17 protein-coding genes are annotated in these 20,837 nt (G+C 43.3%); 5 read left to right on the top strand and 12 right to left on the bottom strand.

Features of this window, described 5'->3' with window-relative positions; all coding sequences use genetic code 11:
* Positions 1-20: 20 nt before the first annotated feature.
* From JMX50_RS11650 to hflX, 4 genes are all read right to left on the bottom strand, one after another.
* The gene (locus tag JMX50_RS11650) at positions 21-824 is read right to left on the bottom strand and encodes a lytic transglycosylase domain-containing protein (protein ID WP_201629633.1); all 804 of its coding nucleotides are present in this window, start codon (positions 822-824) and stop codon (positions 21-23) included.
* A gap of 449 nt (positions 825-1,273) precedes the next feature.
* Positions 1,274-1,963, bottom strand: a complete 690-nt coding sequence (locus JMX50_RS11645) for an LrgB family protein (RefSeq protein ID WP_201620210.1) — start codon at positions 1,961-1,963, stop codon at positions 1,274-1,276.
* Positions 1,964-1,985: 22 nt separating this feature from the next.
* Positions 1,986-2,438, bottom strand: coding sequence for a CidA/LrgA family protein (locus JMX50_RS11640; protein WP_201629632.1), 453 nt, complete (start codon positions 2,436-2,438; stop codon positions 1,986-1,988).
* A gap of 414 nt (positions 2,439-2,852) precedes the next feature.
* Positions 2,853-4,298 (bottom strand): ribosome rescue GTPase HflX, encoded by a 1,446-nt coding sequence (gene hflX, locus JMX50_RS11635; RefSeq protein ID WP_201629631.1) that lies wholly within the window; start codon positions 4,296-4,298, stop codon positions 2,853-2,855.
* A 503-nt stretch (positions 4,299-4,801) separates the two neighbouring features.
* Here hflX and JMX50_RS11630 point away from each other — a divergent pair.
* Positions 4,802-5,602, top strand: a complete 801-nt coding sequence (locus tag JMX50_RS11630) for a lysophospholipid acyltransferase family protein (protein ID WP_201629630.1) — start codon at positions 4,802-4,804, stop codon at positions 5,600-5,602.
* A gap of 185 nt (positions 5,603-5,787) precedes the next feature.
* On the opposite strand, the gene JMX50_RS11625 is transcribed toward JMX50_RS11630, so the two are convergent.
* Together JMX50_RS11625 and fkpB are read right to left on the bottom strand one after the other, a co-directional pair.
* On the bottom strand, positions 5,788-6,828 hold the full coding sequence (locus JMX50_RS11625) for an aldo/keto reductase (protein ID WP_201629629.1): 1,041 nt from the start codon (positions 6,826-6,828) through the stop codon (positions 5,788-5,790).
* 41 nt (positions 6,829-6,869) lie between these two features.
* Positions 6,870-7,367: an FKBP-type peptidyl-prolyl cis-trans isomerase gene (fkpB, locus tag JMX50_RS11620; protein ID WP_201629628.1), complete on the bottom strand. Its 498-nt coding sequence runs from the start codon at positions 7,365-7,367 to the stop codon at positions 6,870-6,872.
* Between the two features lie 157 nt (positions 7,368-7,524).
* Between fkpB and JMX50_RS11615 the strand changes: the two genes are divergently transcribed.
* Positions 7,525-8,202: a DUF1294 domain-containing protein gene (locus JMX50_RS11615; RefSeq protein ID WP_201629627.1), complete on the top strand. Its 678-nt coding sequence runs from the start codon at positions 7,525-7,527 to the stop codon at positions 8,200-8,202.
* 194 nt (positions 8,203-8,396) lie between these two features.
* Complete coding sequence (locus JMX50_RS11610; protein WP_201629626.1) at positions 8,397-8,891, top strand: hemerythrin domain-containing protein; 495 nt, start codon at positions 8,397-8,399, stop codon at positions 8,889-8,891.
* Between the two features lie 99 nt (positions 8,892-8,990).
* Here JMX50_RS11610 and JMX50_RS11605 read toward each other — a convergent pair whose 3' ends face one another.
* The 5 genes from JMX50_RS11605 to JMX50_RS11585 form a co-directional block, all read right to left on the bottom strand.
* Positions 8,991-9,632: an O-acetyl-ADP-ribose deacetylase gene (locus JMX50_RS11605; protein WP_201629625.1), complete on the bottom strand. Its 642-nt coding sequence runs from the start codon at positions 9,630-9,632 to the stop codon at positions 8,991-8,993.
* 170 nt (positions 9,633-9,802) lie between these two features.
* Positions 9,803-10,453: a signal peptidase II gene (gene lspA / locus JMX50_RS11600; RefSeq protein ID WP_201629624.1), complete on the bottom strand. Its 651-nt coding sequence runs from the start codon at positions 10,451-10,453 to the stop codon at positions 9,803-9,805.
* Complete coding sequence (gene ileS, locus JMX50_RS11595) at positions 10,446-13,304, bottom strand: isoleucine--tRNA ligase (protein ID WP_201629623.1); 2,859 nt, start codon at positions 13,302-13,304, stop codon at positions 10,446-10,448. The genes lspA and ileS overlap by 8 nt, the downstream gene beginning before the upstream one ends.
* Before the next feature lie 413 nt (positions 13,305-13,717).
* Positions 13,718-14,287: a protein disulfide oxidoreductase gene (locus JMX50_RS11590; RefSeq protein ID WP_201629622.1), complete on the bottom strand. Its 570-nt coding sequence runs from the start codon at positions 14,285-14,287 to the stop codon at positions 13,718-13,720.
* Positions 14,288-14,424: 137 nt separating this feature from the next.
* Positions 14,425-16,062 (bottom strand): carbon-nitrogen hydrolase family protein, encoded by a 1,638-nt coding sequence (locus tag JMX50_RS11585; protein WP_201562173.1) that lies wholly within the window; start codon positions 16,060-16,062, stop codon positions 14,425-14,427.
* A gap of 679 nt (positions 16,063-16,741) precedes the next feature.
* Here JMX50_RS11585 and JMX50_RS11580 point away from each other — a divergent pair.
* Positions 16,742-17,374 (top strand): BLUF domain-containing protein, encoded by a 633-nt coding sequence (locus JMX50_RS11580; RefSeq protein ID WP_201562171.1) that lies wholly within the window; start codon positions 16,742-16,744, stop codon positions 17,372-17,374.
* A 147-nt stretch (positions 17,375-17,521) separates the two neighbouring features.
* Here the strand turns inward: JMX50_RS11580 and JMX50_RS11575 are convergent, their stop codons facing one another.
* Positions 17,522-18,982, bottom strand: coding sequence for an FAD-binding oxidoreductase (locus JMX50_RS11575; protein WP_201629621.1), 1,461 nt, complete (start codon positions 18,980-18,982; stop codon positions 17,522-17,524).
* A 531-nt stretch (positions 18,983-19,513) separates the two neighbouring features.
* On the opposite strand from JMX50_RS11575, the gene serA reads away from it, so the two are divergent.
* Entirely contained in the window at positions 19,514-20,740 is a 1,227-nt protein-coding gene (gene serA, locus JMX50_RS11570; protein WP_201562167.1) for a phosphoglycerate dehydrogenase, read from the top strand.
* Positions 20,741-20,837: the final 97 nt, after the last annotated feature.

Genomic DNA, 20,837 nt, shown 5'->3' with positions numbered 1-20,837 from the left:
GTAAATATTAATGATCAGTATTAACGTAGCGCTAAGTAAGCAGAGTTGGCGTAACTGGCACTGTTGGTATTACTACTGGTACCATAACTGACATTTTGCATACCACTGCCGTTAGTGGTGCTGCTCGCATTATTGGCATTCATGGTTTTGCCTGATAACGCTGAATCATTTTTATATAGGCTATGATAGCGGCTCATCACACTTTTGACATAGTTACGCGTCTCTTTAAACGGTGGAATGCCATTATATTTATCGACGTTACCTTCACCGGCATTATAGCCAGCCACGGCAAATTCAACGTTATTGTTAAAGCGGCGCATCAGCCAAGCGATATATTTCGCTGAGCCTTCGATATTATCGGCAGGATTCCATGGATTACTGACCTTAAAGCGACGGGCAGTCGCTGGCATCAGCTGCATCAAACCTTGGGCACCGACAGGTGAGCGAGCATTGGGATTAAACGCAGATTCGGTATGCATCATAGCTTTCATCAGCGCAGGATCTACGCCATGACGCTCGGCTGAAGCACGAATATAGCTATCGTAAGAGTTACGGCTGCCGCTACTACTTGCCGTGCTGCTACCGTAATCAGCACTAGTATTGCTACCGGCATTGTAAGCGTTAGAATCTTTATAATAGGTGGTTTTTACTTTTTTGTTAAATTTATCAAAATTACCGCTAGGATTGACGTTGGTAAGGAGTACTTGTCCGCCTTTGTCTTTGTAGATATACATATTGCCTGCTTGAGCGGCGATAGGGAGGGCAATAGCTGTCAGTAAAACGGAAGACAAGCAGCGCGTCATTAAAGGTGCAATATTTATCATAGGGTTATCACTTTTTATCGAGTAATAGCAAATTGCTTTGCCTATAAGCGCGTCAGGTCGCGCGTCAAAGCGGTTATCGTGTCTGTAGGATTTTATAGTAACCAAATATGGCGACTACCTACGAATCCACGTCTAACAAAACCACTTGCAATAGATACAAAAAATAATAGTTGTTTACTATAACACAAAATAAGTTTTTGCCACATCTGAATGCGTGCACGCGCAGTCAAAAGTTATTTTAATTTGTAAAAAAATTTGAATGAAATCAAGATGGTAATAGAAGGGATGCTGCTCAGCAGCTGATAATGGCGAGGTTTTTGCCTTTATCTTTGTGGTAAAGACCATCAAGAAATGGCGGTAAAAAAGTCCATAAAATATGAATAATTTAGCTAAAAATCAAAGCCCATCAAGGATGATGGGCTTTGTGTTTACATTTAGCTTAAATCGTTTTAAGACGATAACGCACTAATAAAGATAGGTACCCAAATAGCGGTAACCAAACCATTAACGGCCAAGCCAAAGGCAGCATAACGTCCAGCAGTATGACTGATTTGCCACGCTTCTACGGTGCCAAAGGCATGCGCTGCTAAGCCAAGTGCTAAGCCTTTGGCGCGGTCGTCGTCAATACCGCGAAATAAGAAGCGCGCTAACGTACCGCCAATAAGTCCTGAAACAATGATAATCAGGTTTGCCATCGCTAGTGGCGCTTTAATCAAATCTGCCACGCTAAGACCAATGGGTGTGGTCACTGAACGGGTGGCAAATGCCAAGATGGTCTCGTTACTCAGTGAAAATAGATAGGCCAGCGACATGGGTAGCAAGGCACCAACCACGCTCGCCAACGCCACAATCATAGTGAGTTTTTTAACCGGCAAGCCTTTAAAGTTCATCGCTGCCAATGGTACGGCCAGTAATACCGTCACATAGCCTAATAAGTGGTCGAATACCGGTTTTGCCACGCTGTAATAATGGTTGTAATCCCATTGCAAAATAAACAAAAATAGCAGAACTAATACCAATGCGGTGATGACCATTGGCAACCATGACAGCTTGCGCGCGAGGACGCGGGCAATAACGTGCGCTGCCAAGGTTAATAATATTGCAGCAAGGGTTGCTGTAAACACACTATCAAAACTCATAACGTTGCCTTGTCCCTACAGCTTAATGCTGTCCCTTCTGCTTGTTGGTCGTATTCAGATTGTCGTTAAGCGTATTGTCTGTATCGCCGCTGTTATTAAGAGAGCGATTGGCAAGGATAGCCAGTCCCCAAAGCGGGATAAGTGTACTGATAATCATCGTCAGCATCACACCCCAAAATTCATCGCCTAATGCGAATAGCAGCAAGCCTGCACCCGCAGAAACGGGTAGAAAAGCAAAGCCACTATCAACCAATAAGGTGTTACTTGCTTGGGTTAGCCAACTGGGCAGCCCTTTTACCAGTCGCCAAACCATCAATATGACAAACATTGTCAGCAGACCAACGATATTGGCGGCTTTTTCGATACCGGCCCATTGGCAAATAATGACGGCGGATTCACGAACCACCACAACCAGTATCAGCGTCAATATTAACGCCATCCATAAGGGTATGTTCGAAGAAGAAGAAGGCTTCATAAGCAATTTTGGCCAAATAAAATATAACAAGAGAGGGTATAAATGGGAGCTAATAAAAGTACATAGCATTTAATGCTGTGACTATAAAAAATCCTACTGCATCAATAGCTAGCAGTATTAATAACTGCGCAACTGAGTGTTACTGGTATTATTTTTCGGATGCGTTTTAACATAGAGATTTTAACAGCTGCTTTCTAAATGTAACATTTTAACGCAAGCATAGTGCCTGATTATATAGAGAGTAGGCGCACTAATAAAGCCTAAGCGTAGATTGCAGCTATGATAAGGGTATGAAGCAGTTTTAAATCTCTCATACAACAGTAACTAAGCACAGGGCATATAAAAAGGACGCTATCAAACAATAGCGTCCTTTTTTAAATATCATTTAGAGTAAATAGTTTGAGGCGAGGTTATTTAACTTTGCGAATCAGATTCTTGTGCCGCAGAATTTAACGCTTCAAACTCGGCAAAGGCACTTTCTTCCTCTGCCGTTAAAGATTCTTCTTCATCATGATTATCTTCTTCATCAATCTGCTCAAACTCTTCAAGTATCGGCATTAGCAATGTTGCCTGTGCCAACGGCAATACGTCTAACGGTTTTAAATTGGCTTGACCTAATAGCTGCTTAAGCCTGTCGCTTGGCAGACGAATGGTTAAGCATTCATGACCATTATCATCATAGCTTTCTTCTAAAATCACGCCAAGCTCATACAAGGTGTTTTTAAATTGACCCGCATTATAAGGTAGGGTCAAATCAAAGGTGGTCAAAGTGCCCATTAATAGCTGCTGCACAGCAAGGGACAGCTCTTCCATACCTAAGTTTTCGCGAGAAGAGACATAAACCCGATTTGGCTGACCTTCCTTAGCGTAGCCAATGTGCGCAGGCTCATCAGTGATATCAATTTTATTGTAAACGTTGAGCACAGGCACATCGTTGTCGATTTCAGCAAGTACGTCTTTTACCGCTTGAATCTGCTCATGCATATCTTCACTAGACGAATCGATAACATGCAGTAGTAAGTCAGCTTCTAACGTCTCTTCTAAGGTTGCATGGAACGACTCGACCAGTTCATGCGGCAGATGACGGACGAAACCAACGGTATCAACTAAAACCACGCGACCGACGCCTTGCCAGTCTAAACGGCGTAAGGTCGGGTCAAGGGTGGCAAACAATTTGTCCGCTGCGTAAATATTTTCATCAACCAAGCGATTGAACAGGGTAGATTTACCAGCGTTGGTATAACCGACAAGTGAGATAGTCGGCACGTCTGATTTTTGCCGACGCGCTCGTCCTTGAGCACGAGTTTGGCGTACTTTTTCAAGTTTGGTTTTTAGCTGCGTTACACGTACTTGTAATAAGCGGCGATCCGTTTCAAGCTGGGTTTCACCCGGTCCACGTAGACCAATACCACCTTTTTGGCGTTCCAAATGCGTCCAACCACGTACCAAACGTGTCGATAAATGATTCAACTGCGCAAGCTCAACCTGTAGCTTACCTTCGTAAGTACGGGCGCGCTGGGCAAAAATATCTAAAATTAAGCCCGTACGGTCAAGGACGCGGCATTGTACCAAAGCTTCAATATTACGCTCTTGTGATGGCGATAAATTGTGATTAAAAAGGACGATATCAGCGTCGTGTTCGCGTACCAATTCTGCTATTTCTTGTGCTTTACCGCTACCAACGAAGTATTTGGCATCAGGACGTGCACGTGAGCCTGTGACCAGTGCCAAACGATCGGCACCAGCCGAATCTGCAAGCAGCTCAAATTCATTTAGATCATCAGGATCTTGAATTTGGCGGATGTCTAAATGTACTATAATGGCGCGCTCGCCACCTTCATGTCTTTCAAAATAATCCAAAGAGTATCACCTATGTCATTAAGTAAATAGATGGCTAATATCGGTTTGTTAAGCGTCGCTATAGCCTTCGTATGACCCTCTATATGTGGTCTTATCACTTGATATTAAAGCGTATTAAGGCAATTAGCCATACTTTTATGTTACAGCGTTTATTATTAAATGTTTTAATAATGAAAGTATTAGGGTTTTCGGAAAGAGGCTATTAACGACAAGGTTGGCTTTTCTAAACGTGCTAATCTGTCGAGCGGTGGTAAAGTAAAAATGAGAGGCGTAAAAATGAGCTGATAGCTAACTATTGCAAAATATTAACAAAAGCCACTCATAACTCAGTGTACAAGTCGTCACTGAATGAATAAATTTTGTTATACTCATGACGCTTGTTTACGAGATATAATCATACGTTTTTTAAGCAATGAGCTTTTTAGCCATATAAGCTATTTTAATAAATAGGCTTTTTAATAAATAAGTTTTAATCCATAAGTTTTTAACCACGAGGGACACAGATGAGCCAATCTAAGTCAGGCTTTTCACTCAAACAGCAATTAGGTCGCGGCAAACAAATCGCTGGCATGACCACCACTATCGCTGGCGGACTACGCGCCGCCCAACGTATTGGTGCCTTTAAACAGCCACCACGCGAAAAACTGCCGCGCTATATTCAAGCGTTTTGCCGAAAAATGGCAGGCTCTTTTGGCGTACAGGTCGTGGCAGTCGAGCGCGTAGAGCAACACCACGGTCTATGGGTTTCTAACCATGTGTCATGGATGGATATTCCGGTAGTGGGTACGCTAAGCCCTGCTTTTTTCTTATCAAAAGCCGAAATTGGCGATTGGCCGATATTTGGTAAGTTGGCGTATGCGGCAGGGACGGTATTTATCGAGCGTGGTTCCGGTGATGCTGGCACGGTCGCTGCCCAAATTGCTACCTTTTTAACCAAGGGCTTTTCGGTAATCTTTTTTCCAGAAGCGACTACCACTGATGGCAAAAAAATTAAGCGTATCCACGGCACCTTGCTACAAGCGGCGATAGATGCGGACGTGCCTGTACGCCCGCTAGTAATTGCTTATGTGAATAAGGACGGCACTTTGAGTGAAGCGTTACCTTATTACGGTAAGCTGACGATGAAGCAAAGTTTAAAAAAGGTGCTTGATAGTAAAGACGTGACGGCTTTTGTCTTACCGCTTGAGCCGATAGATCCTAAAGGCTTGAGCAAAAGTGAGCTGACTGATTTATTACAAGCGCATATGCATGAAGGCTTGGCTGAATTACATTCACGCGTATTAACGAAAGCAGCTAAAGTATAAGCAAGCATCAAACGGTCTAAAATAGAAAAGCTTTAATAGAAAAAGTAGTAGCAGAAAAGTAGTCATAAAAAAGGCGCAAATCTTAGTAGTTAATACTAACGATTTGCGCCTTTTTCTTTGCTATACCAATACCTGAACGTCAGGTTATTGAAAACTGAACAATATCAATCTATGACCACGTAAAATTATGGTGACGGATTAGGATGCTGGGTATGTACCGCTTCGATAGCAGCTAAGATATCTGCGCTTAAAGTTAAGTTGATGCTATCAATATTGGATTGCAGCTGCTCAGTGGTGGTCGCCCCAATAATATTACTGGTGACAAACGAGCGCGAATTGACAAAGGCCAATGCCATTTGCGCCATATCCAAACCAGCATCTGCTGCGATTTTGGCATATTTGGCGGTGGCTGATAGTGCTTCTTCATTGGTATAACGAGCAAAGCGATCATACATCGTCAGGCGCGCGCCAGTAGGACGTTTACCGTCAAGATATTTACCAGACAGTACCCCAAAGCCGAGCGGCGAGTAGGCAAGTAAACCGACATTTTCACGATGGGCAATCTCTGCCATGCCAACTTCATATACGCGGTTTAGCAAACTATAAGGATTTTGCACCGTGATAGGCGCGATTAAACCATTTTTTTCCGCTTCCCACAGATAGCGCATCAGACCCCAAGCGGTGTCATTGGATAGTCCATAAGCACGAATGCGACCTTTTTTAATCTCATCATTTAGTGCTTGGATAGTATCCAAAAAAGGCGTCAAATCATCTAGCGACTGCGCTGCCATCTCTTCAGTGTAACCGAGCTGGCTAAAATAATTGGTTTGACGTTCAGGCCAGTGTAGCTGATAAATATCAATATAATCGGTTTGTAGGCGCTCAAGATTGCTATCGATGGCGCTACTGATATGCGCGGCATTAAAGCGCGTTTGACCGTCACGTAAAAAATTCATCGGTGATATTTTACTGGCAAGAATGACCTTGTTACGCTGTTTGGTTTTGTTAAACCATGTGCCCATAAAGCGTTCGGTATCGCCTTGTTTGTCTTTATCAGGCGGCGACGGATACATCTCAGCGGTATCCCAAAAGTTCACGCCTGCATTAAGCGCCATGTCCATCTGTGCATGCGCATCGCTTTCGCTATTTTGCTGTCCCCACGTCATCGTCCCTAAGCAAATTTTTGAAACTTTTTCATTGAGTTGTGGCAGTGTTTGGTATTGCATGTATCTGTCCTTTTTGATTTTAATACAGAGCTATTTTTATACTACATCAGCTTGATACCTGTGACGCCCGGTGGGGTGACTTGGAATATTTTTACTTTAAAAAGTACCGATTGACCAGCAAGTGGATGGTTAAAATCGACTTCTACTTCGTCGTCATTGATGGCGCTAATGGTACCGGGCAGGGTGTTTTTACCTTTGTCTTCAAACTCGACCAGCATACCGATTTCAGGATTGTCAGCGACCAAGGCAAATTGGGTGCGGCTAAAATGCTGGATGTTATCAGGATTCCACTCACCAAACGCTTGCTCAGGCTCAAGGTGAGCCGTGCGTGTATCGCCAGCTCGTAGGTTCATCAGCACTTGCTCAAAACCCGGTAAAAAGCTCTCATCGCCAATCGTCAGCGTCACAGGCGCATCGCGGTTAAAGGTTGAGTCAATCACGGTACCGTTTTCTAGCGATACTTCAAAATGCAGCTTCACAAGGCTGCCGTGGGTGATACGTATGTCTTCATTAGGCGTGATAAATTGAGAATCGGTCATAGTAAAAGCTACCTATTGCTGGAGTCGAAAAATAATTAAAAATATGGTTAAGAATAATGTCGCAAATGATAAGTCATCTGGGATAAGTTGTAAGCCTAAATAGTGTAACGCAAATAGTGTAATATATTTGGCGAATCTAAGAGAGAGCGAAGTATTTATGGCAAAACCGATGGCAAATAAACAACAAGGTCATATTAAAAAATGGCAGGACGATAAAGGTTTTGGTTTTATCGAAACCGCTGCGGGTGAGTCGGTATTTTTTCATGTCAGCGCGTTTAAAGCCCAGCGTCGTCCCGAAATTGGCGAGCAAGTGGTTTTTATAGTGGGGCAAGACAATCAGGGTCGCTTGCAGGCAAAGGATGTGCAAGAACTCAGCTTTGTGCAGCAAAAAATGGCTCAAAAGAACCGCCAAATTCGGCAGCGGAATCATAAACGCAGCGCCCAAGCAGAGTTTAAAGCAGGGCAAAAGAAACGCTTGTTTCTTGGTATTGGCTTTTATGGGGTTTTAATTTTATTGGTGGTCATGAATAAGCTAAGCTGGCTGGTACTTGCTTGGTACGCGGTATTAGGCGTCATTACCTATGGCATGTATGCCAAAGACAAAGCTGCTGCCCAAAGTGGCGCTTGGCGGACGCCTGAGTCAACATTGCATCTGCTAAGTGCGCTTGGCGGTTGGGTTGGGGCGATGGTCGCGCAAACCTACTTGCGTCATAAGTCGCAAAAGCCTGAATTTCGTATTACTTATTATTTAACCGTTATTATTAATTTGGCAGGATTGTTGTTTATATTGGCGGGTAAAGACTTTGCATTCTTGGAAAATTTGCCTTTTGTCTAGATTTTGACAGATGCATTGATTAAAGTATTGAATAACTTTCTGATTCATCATTGTTGAATGCTGACCTTAACCAAATGACTATCTATTGCTAACTGATAGATGACAATAGCGGCTTTTATTATTGTTATGATACTTGAGGATTAAATAGAACCATTTGAATACTTAACGTAGCAATAACTTTAAAGAGGAAAGTAATGAGTAATAACAATAATAATGCTAACGAAGTTGATTTAACACAAGATATCTTTGCAGCCTTAATCGACAATCATGAGATACAGCGGGCGTTATGCGATAAGCTTGAAAGCACGAAAGATGAGGCGCAGCGTAAAGCCATTTATGAAGAGTTAAAGCTTGAATTACACTCGCATGCGGCAGCAGAAGAGCGCCATTTATATGTGCCCGTCATGCAGCATGATGATGGGCTTGATTTGTCTCGGCATGCCATTACTGAGCATCATGAAATGGATGAGATGATGGAAACCTTGGATGATGGACGTATTGGTCAAGAGAAATGGGATAGCACCTGTGCAGATTTGATTCATAAGGTACGCCATCATTTAAAAGAAGAAGAAAACAAGTTTTTTAAAGAGGCGAAAAAGATTTTAGATAGCGACTTGCAGCAACGTCTTGGCTCATTGTATCAAGTTGAGTATGCTGAGTTTAAGCAAACACATGCAGATGATGCATGATTACGTTGTTTTAAATGTAGGAATGAATTGCAACGTTCAAAATAAAAAACCACTATTGCTAGTGGTTTTTTTATGTTTAATGATTTTATAAATATCGCTTTAAATCGACTCTAACACTTGTTTATAAACAGCGGCATCGCTGGCTGAAAAGCAGCAAAAGACAACTTCGCGGATAGAGAAATTAGTCGCCTGTTCTAGAGCATTTAACACATAATTTTGCACTGTATCAATTGCTACTTTGGTTGCTTTATCCAGCGGGTAACCATAAACACCGGTACTAATAGCGGGGAAGGCAATGCTAGTAAGATTGTGCTTGACGGCTAAATCTAGTGAGTTTCGATAACAGTTGGCGAGTAGCTCTGGCTCATGTTGATTGCCGCCATGCCAAACAGGGCCTACCGTGTGAATCACATATTGGCAAGGCAGCTTAAACGCGGGACTGATTTTAGCATCGCCTGTCTGGCAACCATTCAATGTACGACAATATGTTAATAACTCACGTCCAGCTGCCCGATGAATCGCGCCGTCTACACCGCCGCCGCCAAGCAAACTTGAATTGGCAGCATTGACAATGGCATCGACATTTAGCGTAGTGATATCTGCTTGTATCACTGATAAAGTCACGCCATTACCATTATTGTTCTTATCATTAATGTCGTCAGAAGCTGAGATTTTTTTTTGAGCAATAGGCTTTATTGGGTTATTAGACGTTTGGTTATTAGACGTTTGATTATCAGACATGGCAGCAACCTTTTTATATTGAACTGATCATACTTTAGCGTTTTTCGCGCCATTCGACTATATGGCTTACGTTATCGATAAGATTCGATATGCTATCTCTCGACAAAAACGCAAAAAAAATAGGCTACCGATTTGGTAGCCTATTTACAAAGTCATCTTATTTATATCATTTAAGCATCACGCTTTTTTTCCAAAAACAGCATATCAATAACAATCAACGCCACACCAATACAAATACCAATATCGGCAATATTAAAAATTGGATAATGCCAAACGTCAGCATAATGCACATGAATAAAGTCAATCACGTGACCATGGAGCAAGCGGTCAATCAGGTTGCCAATGGCGCCGCCAAGCACCAAGGCTAGACCCAATGATAACAACTTGGCTTTACGCGGCGCTTTTACCAGATAGCCGATTAAAAATAGCGACATAATTAGTGCAAGTCCAGCAAAAAACCATTTTTGCCAACCGCCTGCATCGGCCAAAAAGCTAAAGGCAGCACCATAATTATAAGCAAGCGTCCAATTTAAAAACGGCTCAATCACGGGTACGGGCTCGAGGAAGTTTAGCTTGGTTTCAGCCAACCACTTCGTCCACTGATCAATAATAATCACAACCAGTGATAGCAAGTACCACATAAAAGCGCGACTGCCATTAGTAACCATTTTTGGGGTCTTATTCAGGCGACTTTTGGGCGTGGTTGAGCTGCCCGTGGTCGCATGTGCAGGTTTAGGCGAATGATCAACCTCAACCTGCGGTTGCTTATGTTCCGATGAGTCTGTCGGATTAGGCGTAGAGTTAGGCGCTGATTTAGGCATAATGGCGCACCTCGCCCACGCCTGCGACGTTGGTCACGCAGCGAGCACATAATTCTGGGTGCGTACTATCTGTACCGATATCATCGCGGATATGCCAGCAGCGTACGCATTTAGTACCAGTGGCGGCGCTGACTTCGACTACTAAATCGACTGATTCATCGGCATTGTTATCAGTTTGGGCAGTATTGTTTTGACTGTCAGCAGGGGCAGCACTCATTGGCTTCAAAGTCGCGCTACTGGTGATTAGCACAAAACGCAGCTCTTCGCCAAGCTTGGCCAAGCTTTCATGCATCGCACCGTCGGCATATAAATCAACGCCAGCAGACAAGTTGGCATTGATGATTTTTTCACCGCGTGCGGTTTCGATATGTTTATTGACCATATCTTTTGCCTGCATAATACGTTGCCAGTCATCGGTACTGATGGCACTTAGCTCAAACTCTGGGAAGGTATACCATTCTTCGGTAAACACGTATCCTGCGTCATTGCCGTTTTTACCTTCCAATACTTCCCACGCTTCTTGCGCGGTGAATGACAAGATTGGCGTAATCCAGCGAATCAACGCATGAGCGATATGGTAAATCGCCGTTTGCGCAGAGCGACGCGGCTGTCCATCAGTTTGGGTCGTGTACTGACGGTCTTTGATAATATCTAAATAGAAGCTGCCTAAATCCTGTGAGCAAAACGCAGTGATATGCTGGGTGACTTGGTGAAAGTCCATCGCATCATACGCGCTGATGATTTGCGCTTGTACCGTCTGCGCACGCTCAATGATGAATTTATCAAGGCTGACCAGCTCATTAATATCAACGCTATTGGTCGCAGAGTCAAAGTCATCGGTATTAGCCAGCAAGAAGCGCAAGGTATTACGGATACGGCGATACATATCGATGGCGCCTTTAAAGACCGTTTTACCTGCGCTCATCTCATAACGATAATCGCTCGACGCAATCCACAAACGCAGCATATCCGCGCCGGTTTTATTAATCTCGTCTTGCGGCGTGATGATATTACCCAGTGATTTACTCATCTTGCGGCCGTTTTCATCGACGACAAAACCATGGGTCAATACTTGCTTAAACGGTGGGCGCTCGTACATCGCCTCAGAAGTAAGCAGTGACGTCTGGAACCAACCGCGATGCTGATCAGAACCTTCTAAGTACATATCAGCAGGATTGGTTAATTCATCGCGCTGCTCAAGGACGGCAAAATGCGTCGTTCCTGAGTCAAACCAAACGTCTAACGTATCCGTTGCTTTATCATAATCCGCGGCTTCCGCGCCTAAGAAATCTTCACAGCTGGCATCAAACCAAGCTTCTACGCCGCCAGCATCGATTTTTTGTGCAGCAACTTCCATCAGCTCAAGCGTATTAGGATGCAGCTCGCCGGTTTCTTTATGAGTGAAAAAGGCAATCGGCACGCCCCAAGTACGCTGGCGTGAGATACACCAATCTGGGCGACCGGTCATCATCGCTTCGATGCGGTTTTGTCCCCACGCTGGCGTCCAGTTGACCTTAGGGATATCGGCAAGCGCACGTTCGCGTAAACCTTTGGTTTCCATATTGATAAACCACTGCGGCGTTGCACGGAAAATAATCGGCGACTTATGGCGCCAGCAATGCGGATAGCTGTGCTCAATTTTGGTATGGCTGATTAAATGACCATTATCATTTAAGGTAGCGATAATTTGCGGATTGGCTTTATAGATATGCTCGCCGGCAAATACCGCCGCGCTGTCTAAATAGACGCCCGTACCACTTACTGGGTTTTCAACGGGCAAGTTATATTTCAGGCCAACGATATAATCGTCAAGACCGTGACCAGGGGCCGTATGGACGAGGCCAGTACCGCTATCGGTAGTCACGTGATCGCCTAGGATTAGTGGTACTTGGCGGTCTGCAATCAGTGGATGCTGGGCGCGCAGACCTTCAAGCTCGCGTCCTGACACCGTTGCCAATACGCCTTGATTGCTAAGTTTAAGCTCGCTTAGGGCGGTTTCGACAAGTTCAGCGGCTAGTAACAAGTTACCTTTTTCAGTTAAGACCACACTATAGTCATGCTCAGGATGTACGGCGATTGCTTGGTTAGCAGGTAGCGTCCAAGGTGTCGTCGTCCAAATGACGGCTGCGATATTGCCGTCAATTTCGCTTAATGCCGCAACCTTTTCGGTATCCAGCACATCAAAGCTCACATAAATAGCGTCAGAGACTTTGTCTTGATATTCAACTTCCGCTTCAGCTAGCGCAGAGCTACAGTCTAAGCACCAGTTAACAGGCTTCATACCGCGGGTTACGTGACCGTTGTCATAAATTTTAGCAAGTGCGCGCACGATGTTAGCTTCTTGATGGAAGTTCATCGTTAGATAAGGGTTGTCCCAATCACCAAACACGCCTAGACGTTTAAAGTCTGCCTTTTGCAGCTCAATTTGCGTACTTGCATACTCGCGGCATAGACCACGAAATTCGGTCGCAGAGACTTTTTGACCGACTTTGCCGACTTTAGCTTCGACTTTTTGCTCGATAGGCAGACCATGACAGTCCCAACCTGGCACATAAGGCGCGTCAAAGCCCGATAAGGTTTTTGACTTCACGATAATGTCTTTTAATACTTTATTGACCGCGTGACCTAAGTGAATCTGACCGTTGGCGTATGGAGGGCCATCATGCAAAATGTATTTGGTCGCACCCGTACGCGCCTGACGAATTTTTCCGTACACGTCATCCGCTTCCCACGCAGCCAGCCAATCTGGCTCACGTTTGGCAAGGTTTGCACGCATCGCAAAAGGCGTATCGGCAAGGTTTAGGGTATCTTTATAATCTTGGCTTGGTGTATCGTTACTTTTATCAGTCATAGAAGGTGTCTTATAAGATGATGGTTAGAGGTTGCGTTTGAAATTCAGGCTTAAGGTTAAATATAATATGGGGTCAAATATTTGATAATCGATGCTAGCCTTTTGCTTAGAAAACTTTGCTTATAACGTGTTGCTTATGAATTGCTTATAAAAATAGTTACGTCCATCATAAATACTAATGAGACGATTGCAACAAAAAATATCTTTAACAGGTAGCAGAATAATGAGAAAAGTGAATATGATAACGGCAGCTATTATATGACAAAACGCGGAGGGTAAAAAGAGCTGACCAGTATCGCCCTGTTTTTAGCCAAAACCAAGTACTTATGTCAGCATCAATACCTTGTCTATTAAATCATACGTCTGGCAAATTTGATTGTCTATTTATTAGATTATACCTAATTGGCTAAGCGCTAAAAAACTTCTGACAACCATAAGCGCAATTTCAGCGACCAAAGTGGCTGCATACCAGTCAATCCTTGCGTCATTTCACCATCTTTTAGAACGACATAAGACGGCGTGACTTGCCCTTGCCAATCGGCGAATATCTCACCTTCTTGGTCATTGACGGTGGTAAATTGATAATTGTGTTCAGTAAGGTAGCTGTGCAGCTCTTGGTCAGAGCCTGATTTAATCGCAATGGTCACCACAGGATAGTCATTTGCAGCGGCAAGCTTATCTATCGTCGGCGACGTCACCCGACAAACCGGACACCAGGGTCCCCAAAAATATACCAACGTTGGCTTATCCCGACTCATTGCTGCTAAATCAACGCTCTGCCCTTGATAGTCGGTCAACTGCAATTGCGGATTGGCTGGCATGACCGGTTGGCGCCACCAGTTAATAGCGGTATAAATGACAGCAAATACCAAGCCATAGATAAGCAGGTTTTTAGCAACAGACAATATCTTTTGCTTTGGCGTTTTTTTTGGTTTCTCAAGGCTTTTTTCGATATCAAGGTTTTTTTCAGTATCAGTCGTCATAGTGGCTGCTTTTTTTGCTCTCAATGTGATTAATAGATAAAAATAAACGGCTGAATGGTCAGCCGTATTATTCGTAAAATCTATGGAACTGTTATAAGTGGTTACTTTTTAAAATAACCACTTTTTAAAATAACCGCTTAAGGCTTTTGCGCACGGTCTTGCAGTGGATCGCCGATAAGCACACTGCCTGAATTTTCACGGCGCTCTTCATCGGTCAATTTGCTTGCTGGAATTTTAGCCTTTCTCTTCCATTTTAAGCTAAATAAATCATCACGGCGGTCAAGCAGGTTATGCACCGAGCCTTCATTACGAACATGAATAAGCTTGTCTAAGTTTAAATCAGAGAAGAATACCATTTCGGTATTGGCCGTGGTTTCCGCCATAATCGCATCATGCGGGAAAGCAAAATCCGACGGTGAGAAAATAGACGACTGTGCGTATTGGATATCCAAGCTTTCAACTTGCGGTAAGTTACCGACTGAACCACAAATCATCACATAGCATTCGTTTTCAATCGCCCGAGCTTGGGCACAGTGGCGTACGCGCAGATAGCCGTTTTGAGTATCTGTCCAAAATGGTACGAACAAGATATCCATGTCATCAAGTGCCATCAAGCGCGCAAGCTCTGGGAACTCAACGTCATAGCAAACTAGGATACCGATACGACCAGCATCGGTATCAAATACTTTGACTTCATCGCCGCCTTCAATCACCCACGCGCTACGTTCATGCGGGGTAATGTGAATTTTGCGCTGCTCTTCAACCGTACCGTCACGGCGGCATAGATAGCTGACATTATACAAGGTATCGTCGTCGTCCAAGAACGGCATAGAACCGGTGATGACGTTGACGTTATAGCTGACCGCCAAATGCGAAATCTCGTTTTTAAACCATTCGGTATAACCGGCCAAAAAGCGAATGGCCACGTTTTGATCAGTTGATTCACACAGACCCATTAACGGCGCGTTAAAAAATTCTGGCAAACAGGCAAAGTCAGAGTTGTAATCAGCCATGATATCGACGAAGAATTCAACTTGTTGCAACAGCTCTTCAGGTGATTCAACCTCACGCATTTGCCACTGAATACCACCGATTCTGACCTCTGATTTACGCGTATTGGGCTTATAATCTTGCGGCTCATAATAAATATTTGCCCATTCAAGTAAGGTCGCAAAACCTTTAGATTGGGCATCATCTGGCAAATAAGCGGTCAAAATACGTTTAACGATAAAGCCATTTGATAACTGAAACGACAGCGCGGGGTCGTGAATTTCACGAGCTTCAACGGCTTCAATATATTCACCAGGTGTTAAGTCTTGGTGATTGTGATAATTGGGAATACGACCACCGGCTAAGATAGCGCGGAAGTTTAACTGGCGGCACAGCTCTTTACGCGCATCATAAAGCCTGCGACCTAAACGATAACCACGATATTCAGGGTCGATTAGCGCATCTAAGCCATAAATAGCATCGCCATCAGGATTGTCTCTAATAATCTCTTTATGACCAATTAAGTCATCATAAGTATGCGGGTTAGAAAACTTGGTGTAATCAACGCGCATCGATAGCACAATACCAATCAGCTCATCATGGTCAAAGAGCGCAATCTGTCCTTCAGGGAAGGCGTCAATTAAGGTATGAATGGTGTTTTTTGACCACGCACCGCCTAAGTTGACATAAACGCGATCCATTAAAGCTTTAAGTTGTGGATAATCTTTTTTCTTAATCTCAGCAATGGTGAGGTGAAAGTCGTCTGGTTTTTCTATCTTGCTCATAATGTTCCTGTCTGTCGTTGCTATAAATCAGTGATAATAAATCAGTGATAATAAATCAGTGATAATAAATCAGTGATAATAAATCAGTGGTAATAAATCGATGTTAATAATAAAGCGATATTCATAGATGTTGATAAAGTGAGTCATAAAAAGGTGGCTATCAAAACTCGTCAGTAAAGCGCCTAATAAGCGGTTTGATATTGCTGCATTTACTAAATAAAAAAGCTAGCAACTCATTTTTGCTATAACTTTTCAGATAATAATGTCGAGAAAAATATACCAATAGGCGCATATAATCGTTACAATCAATTATCTTTGTATTTACAATAAGTTATAGCCAATAAGTTATAAACATTGCCTCTGTTATTGCTAATTTTAATGAGGTAATTTAGCCCATTTACAAGTGCTTATCTTGGCACTGCATCTTGCCCTTATTTTATAGGGTTTATGCTGCTGTGCTAATAAATTCATTTTAACTGCTATGACGCTTAATTATGACTGACACTGCGCGGCTTATGATAGCAATTCCCGTAACCAATGACAGTCAAGCGGCGTAAATATTTGCTAGGTTTTTGTGACTTACTATCTTTTATGAATGATGCTTTTATTTGCTTAAGCGTCATCTTATTTGACGCATTTTTTCAATTGCCTGTTACCGTGACCTTTTAGGATTTTTATTATGCCCCTCACTCATCCTAATGCCTTGAGCAAATTAGATGAAATAGCAGACACGGCCTTGGTGCAGCTGGTGTATGTTAGCAGCTTGACGCTTGCCTCACGGTTGAATGCGACGATATTTGATGAAGTGGAAGGCCATGCGCGCGACTATAATGAGCAGCACGGCATCACAGGTACATTATGTTATGGCAATGGTCATTTTTTACAATGTATGGAAGGCGAAAAAGCCAAAGTCGCGGCGCTTACCCAGCGTATCTTTGCTGATACCCGCCATAAAAATGTGCAAGTATTGCTCTTAAAAACCATCAAGCAGCGTCATTTTTCAGACTGGCGGATGCGTTTGCTGTTTTTGGAGCGTTGGTTATGGTCACCAACGACTAAGCAGCAAGCCGCTCAACTGTCAGCATATTTGCCATTTGCGCCGCAAGATTGGTCGCCCGAGCGTACCGAGCAGTTTTTGCAGATTATCCAAACCTTTGATACTCCGCCACATGTCAAAGCGGCAGGCATTACTTATAATGCGCTTGGCAATATGGTGCGTCATGTCGCCGCCCCGCATCAAGCCTTTCTAATGGTTCAAGGTTGTTTAAGTATATTGCTAATTATCGCCTTGGTACTGCTTTATTTATCATAAATATCTTATAGATTAACTACTTTTACGCTTTTAATCTTTTATACAAATGATGCATTGCCAGCTCAATAGTAAAAAAGACGCTAGACTTAACGTTTAGCGTCTTTTTTTATGTCATCAAACTTTCTAATATTTTGGTCAAGCAATTAATTACATATCAAAAATCTTGCCACGGTTCATAATATTATTGGGGTCAAAGACCTTTTTGACTTCTCGCAGATAATCAATCTCAGTCTCGCTACGGCTATAATTGAGATAAGGCTTTTTGGTCATACCAACGCCATGTTCAGCAGACACGGAACCACCATATTTTTGCACCGTCTCAAACACGTATTTATTAACAACCTGACACTCGCTAAAGAAATCATCTTTACTCATGTTTTCAGGCTTTAAGATATTAAGATGCAAATTCCCATCACCGATATGCCCGAACCAGCAGACTTCAAAGTCAGGGTAGTTACTACTAACGATATGGTCAATCTCAGCGATAAATTCAGGTACGTAGCTGATTAGTACAGAAACGTCATTCTTATAAGGGGTGAATACCGAGATGGTTTCAGAGATGTATTCGCGCAGCTTCCACAGCTCTTCAGCTTGCGCGAGACTCTGACTCATCACCCCATCAACGACCCAACCTTGCTCCATGCAATGCTCAAAGATTGCCATGGCCTTATCCATGATAGGCTCATAAGGCGCTTCGAACTCTAATAGGGTATAAAACTTGGTGCGTGATTCAAATGGTTCTTGTACTTGGCCATGTGCCATCAGCTTATCAATCGCCACATCATCAAAGAACTCAAACGCGGTCAAATCGATTTGTGCTTGAAAGGCAGAGAGCACATTCATGACATCATTAAAGCTGTCCATGCCTAAGACCATAACGTTTAAATCTTGCGGCTGACGTTCAAGTTTGATTTGGGCATGAGTGACAAAGCCTAGCGTGCCTTCGCTACCGATAAACAATTGACGCAAATCATAACCCGTGGCGTTTTTAACCATACCGCGGTTAAGCTGCAAGATATCACCTTTACCAGTAACAACTGTGAGCCCCATAATCCATTGACGGGTCATACCATAACGAATGACTTTAATACCGCCGGCATTGGTGCCGATATTGCCACCAATTTGACTTGAGCCAGCAGAAGCAAAGTCGACAGGGTAGTAGAGGTCTTTCGATTCGGCAAACTGTTGCAACTGCTGCGTGACCACGCCCGCTTCAATTTCTACCATACGGTCAGCAGGATAGAATTGTCCGATATGATTCATTTTATCCATACTGACGACAATCTCACCATTAGCGGCAACTGCACCAGCAGACAGACCGGTACGACCGCCACTTGGTGTTAAGACCACGTTATGCTCATTAGCAAGTAATACAATCGCTTGCACTTGCTCGGTAGTCTTTGGAAAGACGATAGCCGCAGCGGCGGGAGCAAAGTGCTTGGTCCAGTCTTTGCCCCAATGCTCCAAGCTTTCGCTATCGGTTTTGATTTGGCTGGCGTCAAACTGATGAGCATCAAGCAAGTTGCTTAAGATGGTCTGGACAGCAGCAGTAGGGGTGGTAGCATTGTTTTGAGCGGTAGTGTTGCTTTGGCTAGCTAAAGAAGTCATGGTCAAATCTCGGTAGAAACGTAAGCGCTATGCATAAAAGGGATTATTATATCGCTAAATGGATATAACTCAGCGGTTATAACTGTGTTTATATAAATAATTGGGTTTATGGGTTTATATAAGCAACTGGGTTCATATAATTAATATAAGTATAAGTGAGCGCGTGTTGCAATGATAGATAGATATGCGGTCATACGCCTAACTAGTGTAAGTAATATTCATAATTAAAAAAAGTTTAATAAATTTTAGATACAGCGTTTGCATGCAAATTTTAAGTACAAGTTCTAAGTTTAAGTACAAGTTCTAAGTGCAAAGTTTAAGCGCAAAATCTAAGTACAGGGTTTAGATATCAGGTTTATATACCGTGATTTACTATAGCATAAAAAGTTTTCAGGCTTGATAAGCAATAATTCATCTAATCTGCTAACATCGCTGCCAAATTTTGTGTAAGATATCCAGACTGTTTTCGTTTCATCCATCATACTTATCCCACTGATGATTTTTATAAGACAATTATAGGACAGTTCTCACATGGCGTTATCACTACAAAAAGACAAAATCCGGTTTTTATTGCTTGAAGGTCTACATGACAATGCGTTAAAAGTATTGGAAGGGGCTGGTTATCATAACATCGAGAATATCAGTCACGCTTTAGATCAAGATGAGCTTATCGAAAAGATTAAAGATGCTCACTTCATCGGTATCCGCTCGCGTACGCAGCTGACGCGTGAAGTCCTTGAGCACGCACACAAGCTTATCGGTATTGGCTGTTTTTGTATCGGTACCAACCAAGTCGACTTGGACGCCGCTCGAGATTTGGGTATTCCTGTCTTTAACGCGCCATATTCGAACACCCGCTCGGTTGCTGAGCTGGTATTGGCCGAAGCCATCATGCTATATCGCGGTATCCCTGAAAAGAATGCGACCGTACATCGCGGCGGTTGGGGCAAGTCTGCGACCAACTCACATGAAGTACGTGGCAAGACGATCGGTATCGTCGGTTATGGCTCTATCGGCTCGCAATTGTCGGTATTGGCTGAAAGCTTCGGTATGAAAGTCATTTATCATGATGTCTTGACCAAATTGCCACTAGGTAATGCCGTGCAAGTAGGTAGCTTAGAAGAGCTATTATCAACCGCTGATATCGTCACCTTGCATGTGCCTGATGTACCAAGCACCCGCTATATGATGGGTGCGGCGCAGTTTGCGCATATGAAAGACGGCAGCTACTTTATCAACGCCGCTCGTGGTACTTGTGTTGAGATTGATGATTTGGCGGCAGTTCTTGAGTCTGGTAAAATCTTGGGTGCAGCGATTGACGTGTTCCCGAAAGAGCCAAAATCTGCTGATGAAGAGTTTGAATCACCACTACGTAAATTTGACAACGTTATCTTGACGCCGCATATCGGTGGCTCAACCCAAGAAGCGCAGGCGAATATCGGTCTTGAAGTTGCCGATAAGTTTGTTAGATACTCTGACCAAGGCGATACTGCAACCGCTGTGAACTTCCCAGAAGTCTCTGTGCCGTTTAAAGAAGGCTCGCATCGTCTGCTGCATATCCATAGAAACGTCCCAGGCGTACTATCACAGATTAACCGTCTGTTCGCCGAAGCGCACATCAACATTTTAGCGCAGAGCTTAATGACGGAAGGCGATGTGGGTTATCTGGTGATGGATGTGGATTATAACGATTCAACAGCTGCATTAGATCAGCTAAAAGACGTTGAAGAAACCATTCGCGTACGTATCTTGTTCTAAAATTAAGCGTTATTATTTAATTTTACGACTGGTATAAAAAAAGAGAGGCTCTATTAATAGAGCCTCTCTTTTTTATGGCTAATCATTTAAAAGTTTA

Origin of the sequence: Psychrobacter maritimus (assembly GCF_904846345.1) — a bacterium.
GTDB classification, from domain to species: Bacteria; Pseudomonadota; Gammaproteobacteria; order Pseudomonadales; family Moraxellaceae; genus Psychrobacter; species Psychrobacter maritimus.
This window is presented reverse-complemented; position numbering and strand designations above follow the sequence as displayed.

Coding starts and splice junctions, on each gene's coding strand:
- JMX50_RS11650 (WP_201629633.1), bottom strand. CDS start 824: ATGATAAATATTGCACCTTTAATGACGCGCTGCTTGTCTTCCGTTTTA.
- JMX50_RS11630 (WP_201629630.1), top strand. CDS start 4,802: ATGAGCCAATCTAAGTCAGGCTTTTCACTCAAACAGCAATTAGGTCGC.
- JMX50_RS11575 (WP_201629621.1), bottom strand. CDS start 18,982: ATGACTTCTTTAGCTAGCCAAAGCAACACTACCGCTCAAAACAATGCT.
- JMX50_RS11625 (WP_201629629.1), bottom strand. CDS start 6,828: ATGCAATACCAAACACTGCCACAACTCAATGAAAAAGTTTCAAAAATT.
- JMX50_RS11640 (WP_201629632.1), bottom strand. CDS start 2,438: ATGAAGCCTTCTTCTTCTTCGAACATACCCTTATGGATGGCGTTAATA.
- lspA (WP_201629624.1), bottom strand. CDS start 10,453: ATGCCTAAATCAGCGCCTAACTCTACGCCTAATCCGACAGACTCATCG.
- ileS (WP_201629623.1), bottom strand. CDS start 13,304: ATGACTGATAAAAGTAACGATACACCAAGCCAAGATTATAAAGATACC.
- JMX50_RS11645 (WP_201620210.1), bottom strand. CDS start 1,963: ATGAGTTTTGATAGTGTGTTTACAGCAACCCTTGCTGCAATATTATTA.
- JMX50_RS11610 (WP_201629626.1), top strand. CDS start 8,397: ATGAGTAATAACAATAATAATGCTAACGAAGTTGATTTAACACAAGAT.
- serA (WP_201562167.1), top strand. CDS start 19,514: ATGGCGTTATCACTACAAAAAGACAAAATCCGGTTTTTATTGCTTGAA.
- JMX50_RS11585 (WP_201562173.1), bottom strand. CDS start 16,062: ATGAGCAAGATAGAAAAACCAGACGACTTTCACCTCACCATTGCTGAG.
- JMX50_RS11605 (WP_201629625.1), bottom strand. CDS start 9,632: ATGTCTGATAATCAAACGTCTAATAACCAAACGTCTAATAACCCAATA.
- JMX50_RS11590 (WP_201629622.1), bottom strand. CDS start 14,287: ATGACGACTGATACTGAAAAAAACCTTGATATCGAAAAAAGCCTTGAG.
- JMX50_RS11580 (WP_201562171.1), top strand. CDS start 16,742: ATGCCCCTCACTCATCCTAATGCCTTGAGCAAATTAGATGAAATAGCA.
- JMX50_RS11615 (WP_201629627.1), top strand. CDS start 7,525: ATGGCAAAACCGATGGCAAATAAACAACAAGGTCATATTAAAAAATGG.
- fkpB (WP_201629628.1), bottom strand. CDS start 7,367: ATGACCGATTCTCAATTTATCACGCCTAATGAAGACATACGTATCACC.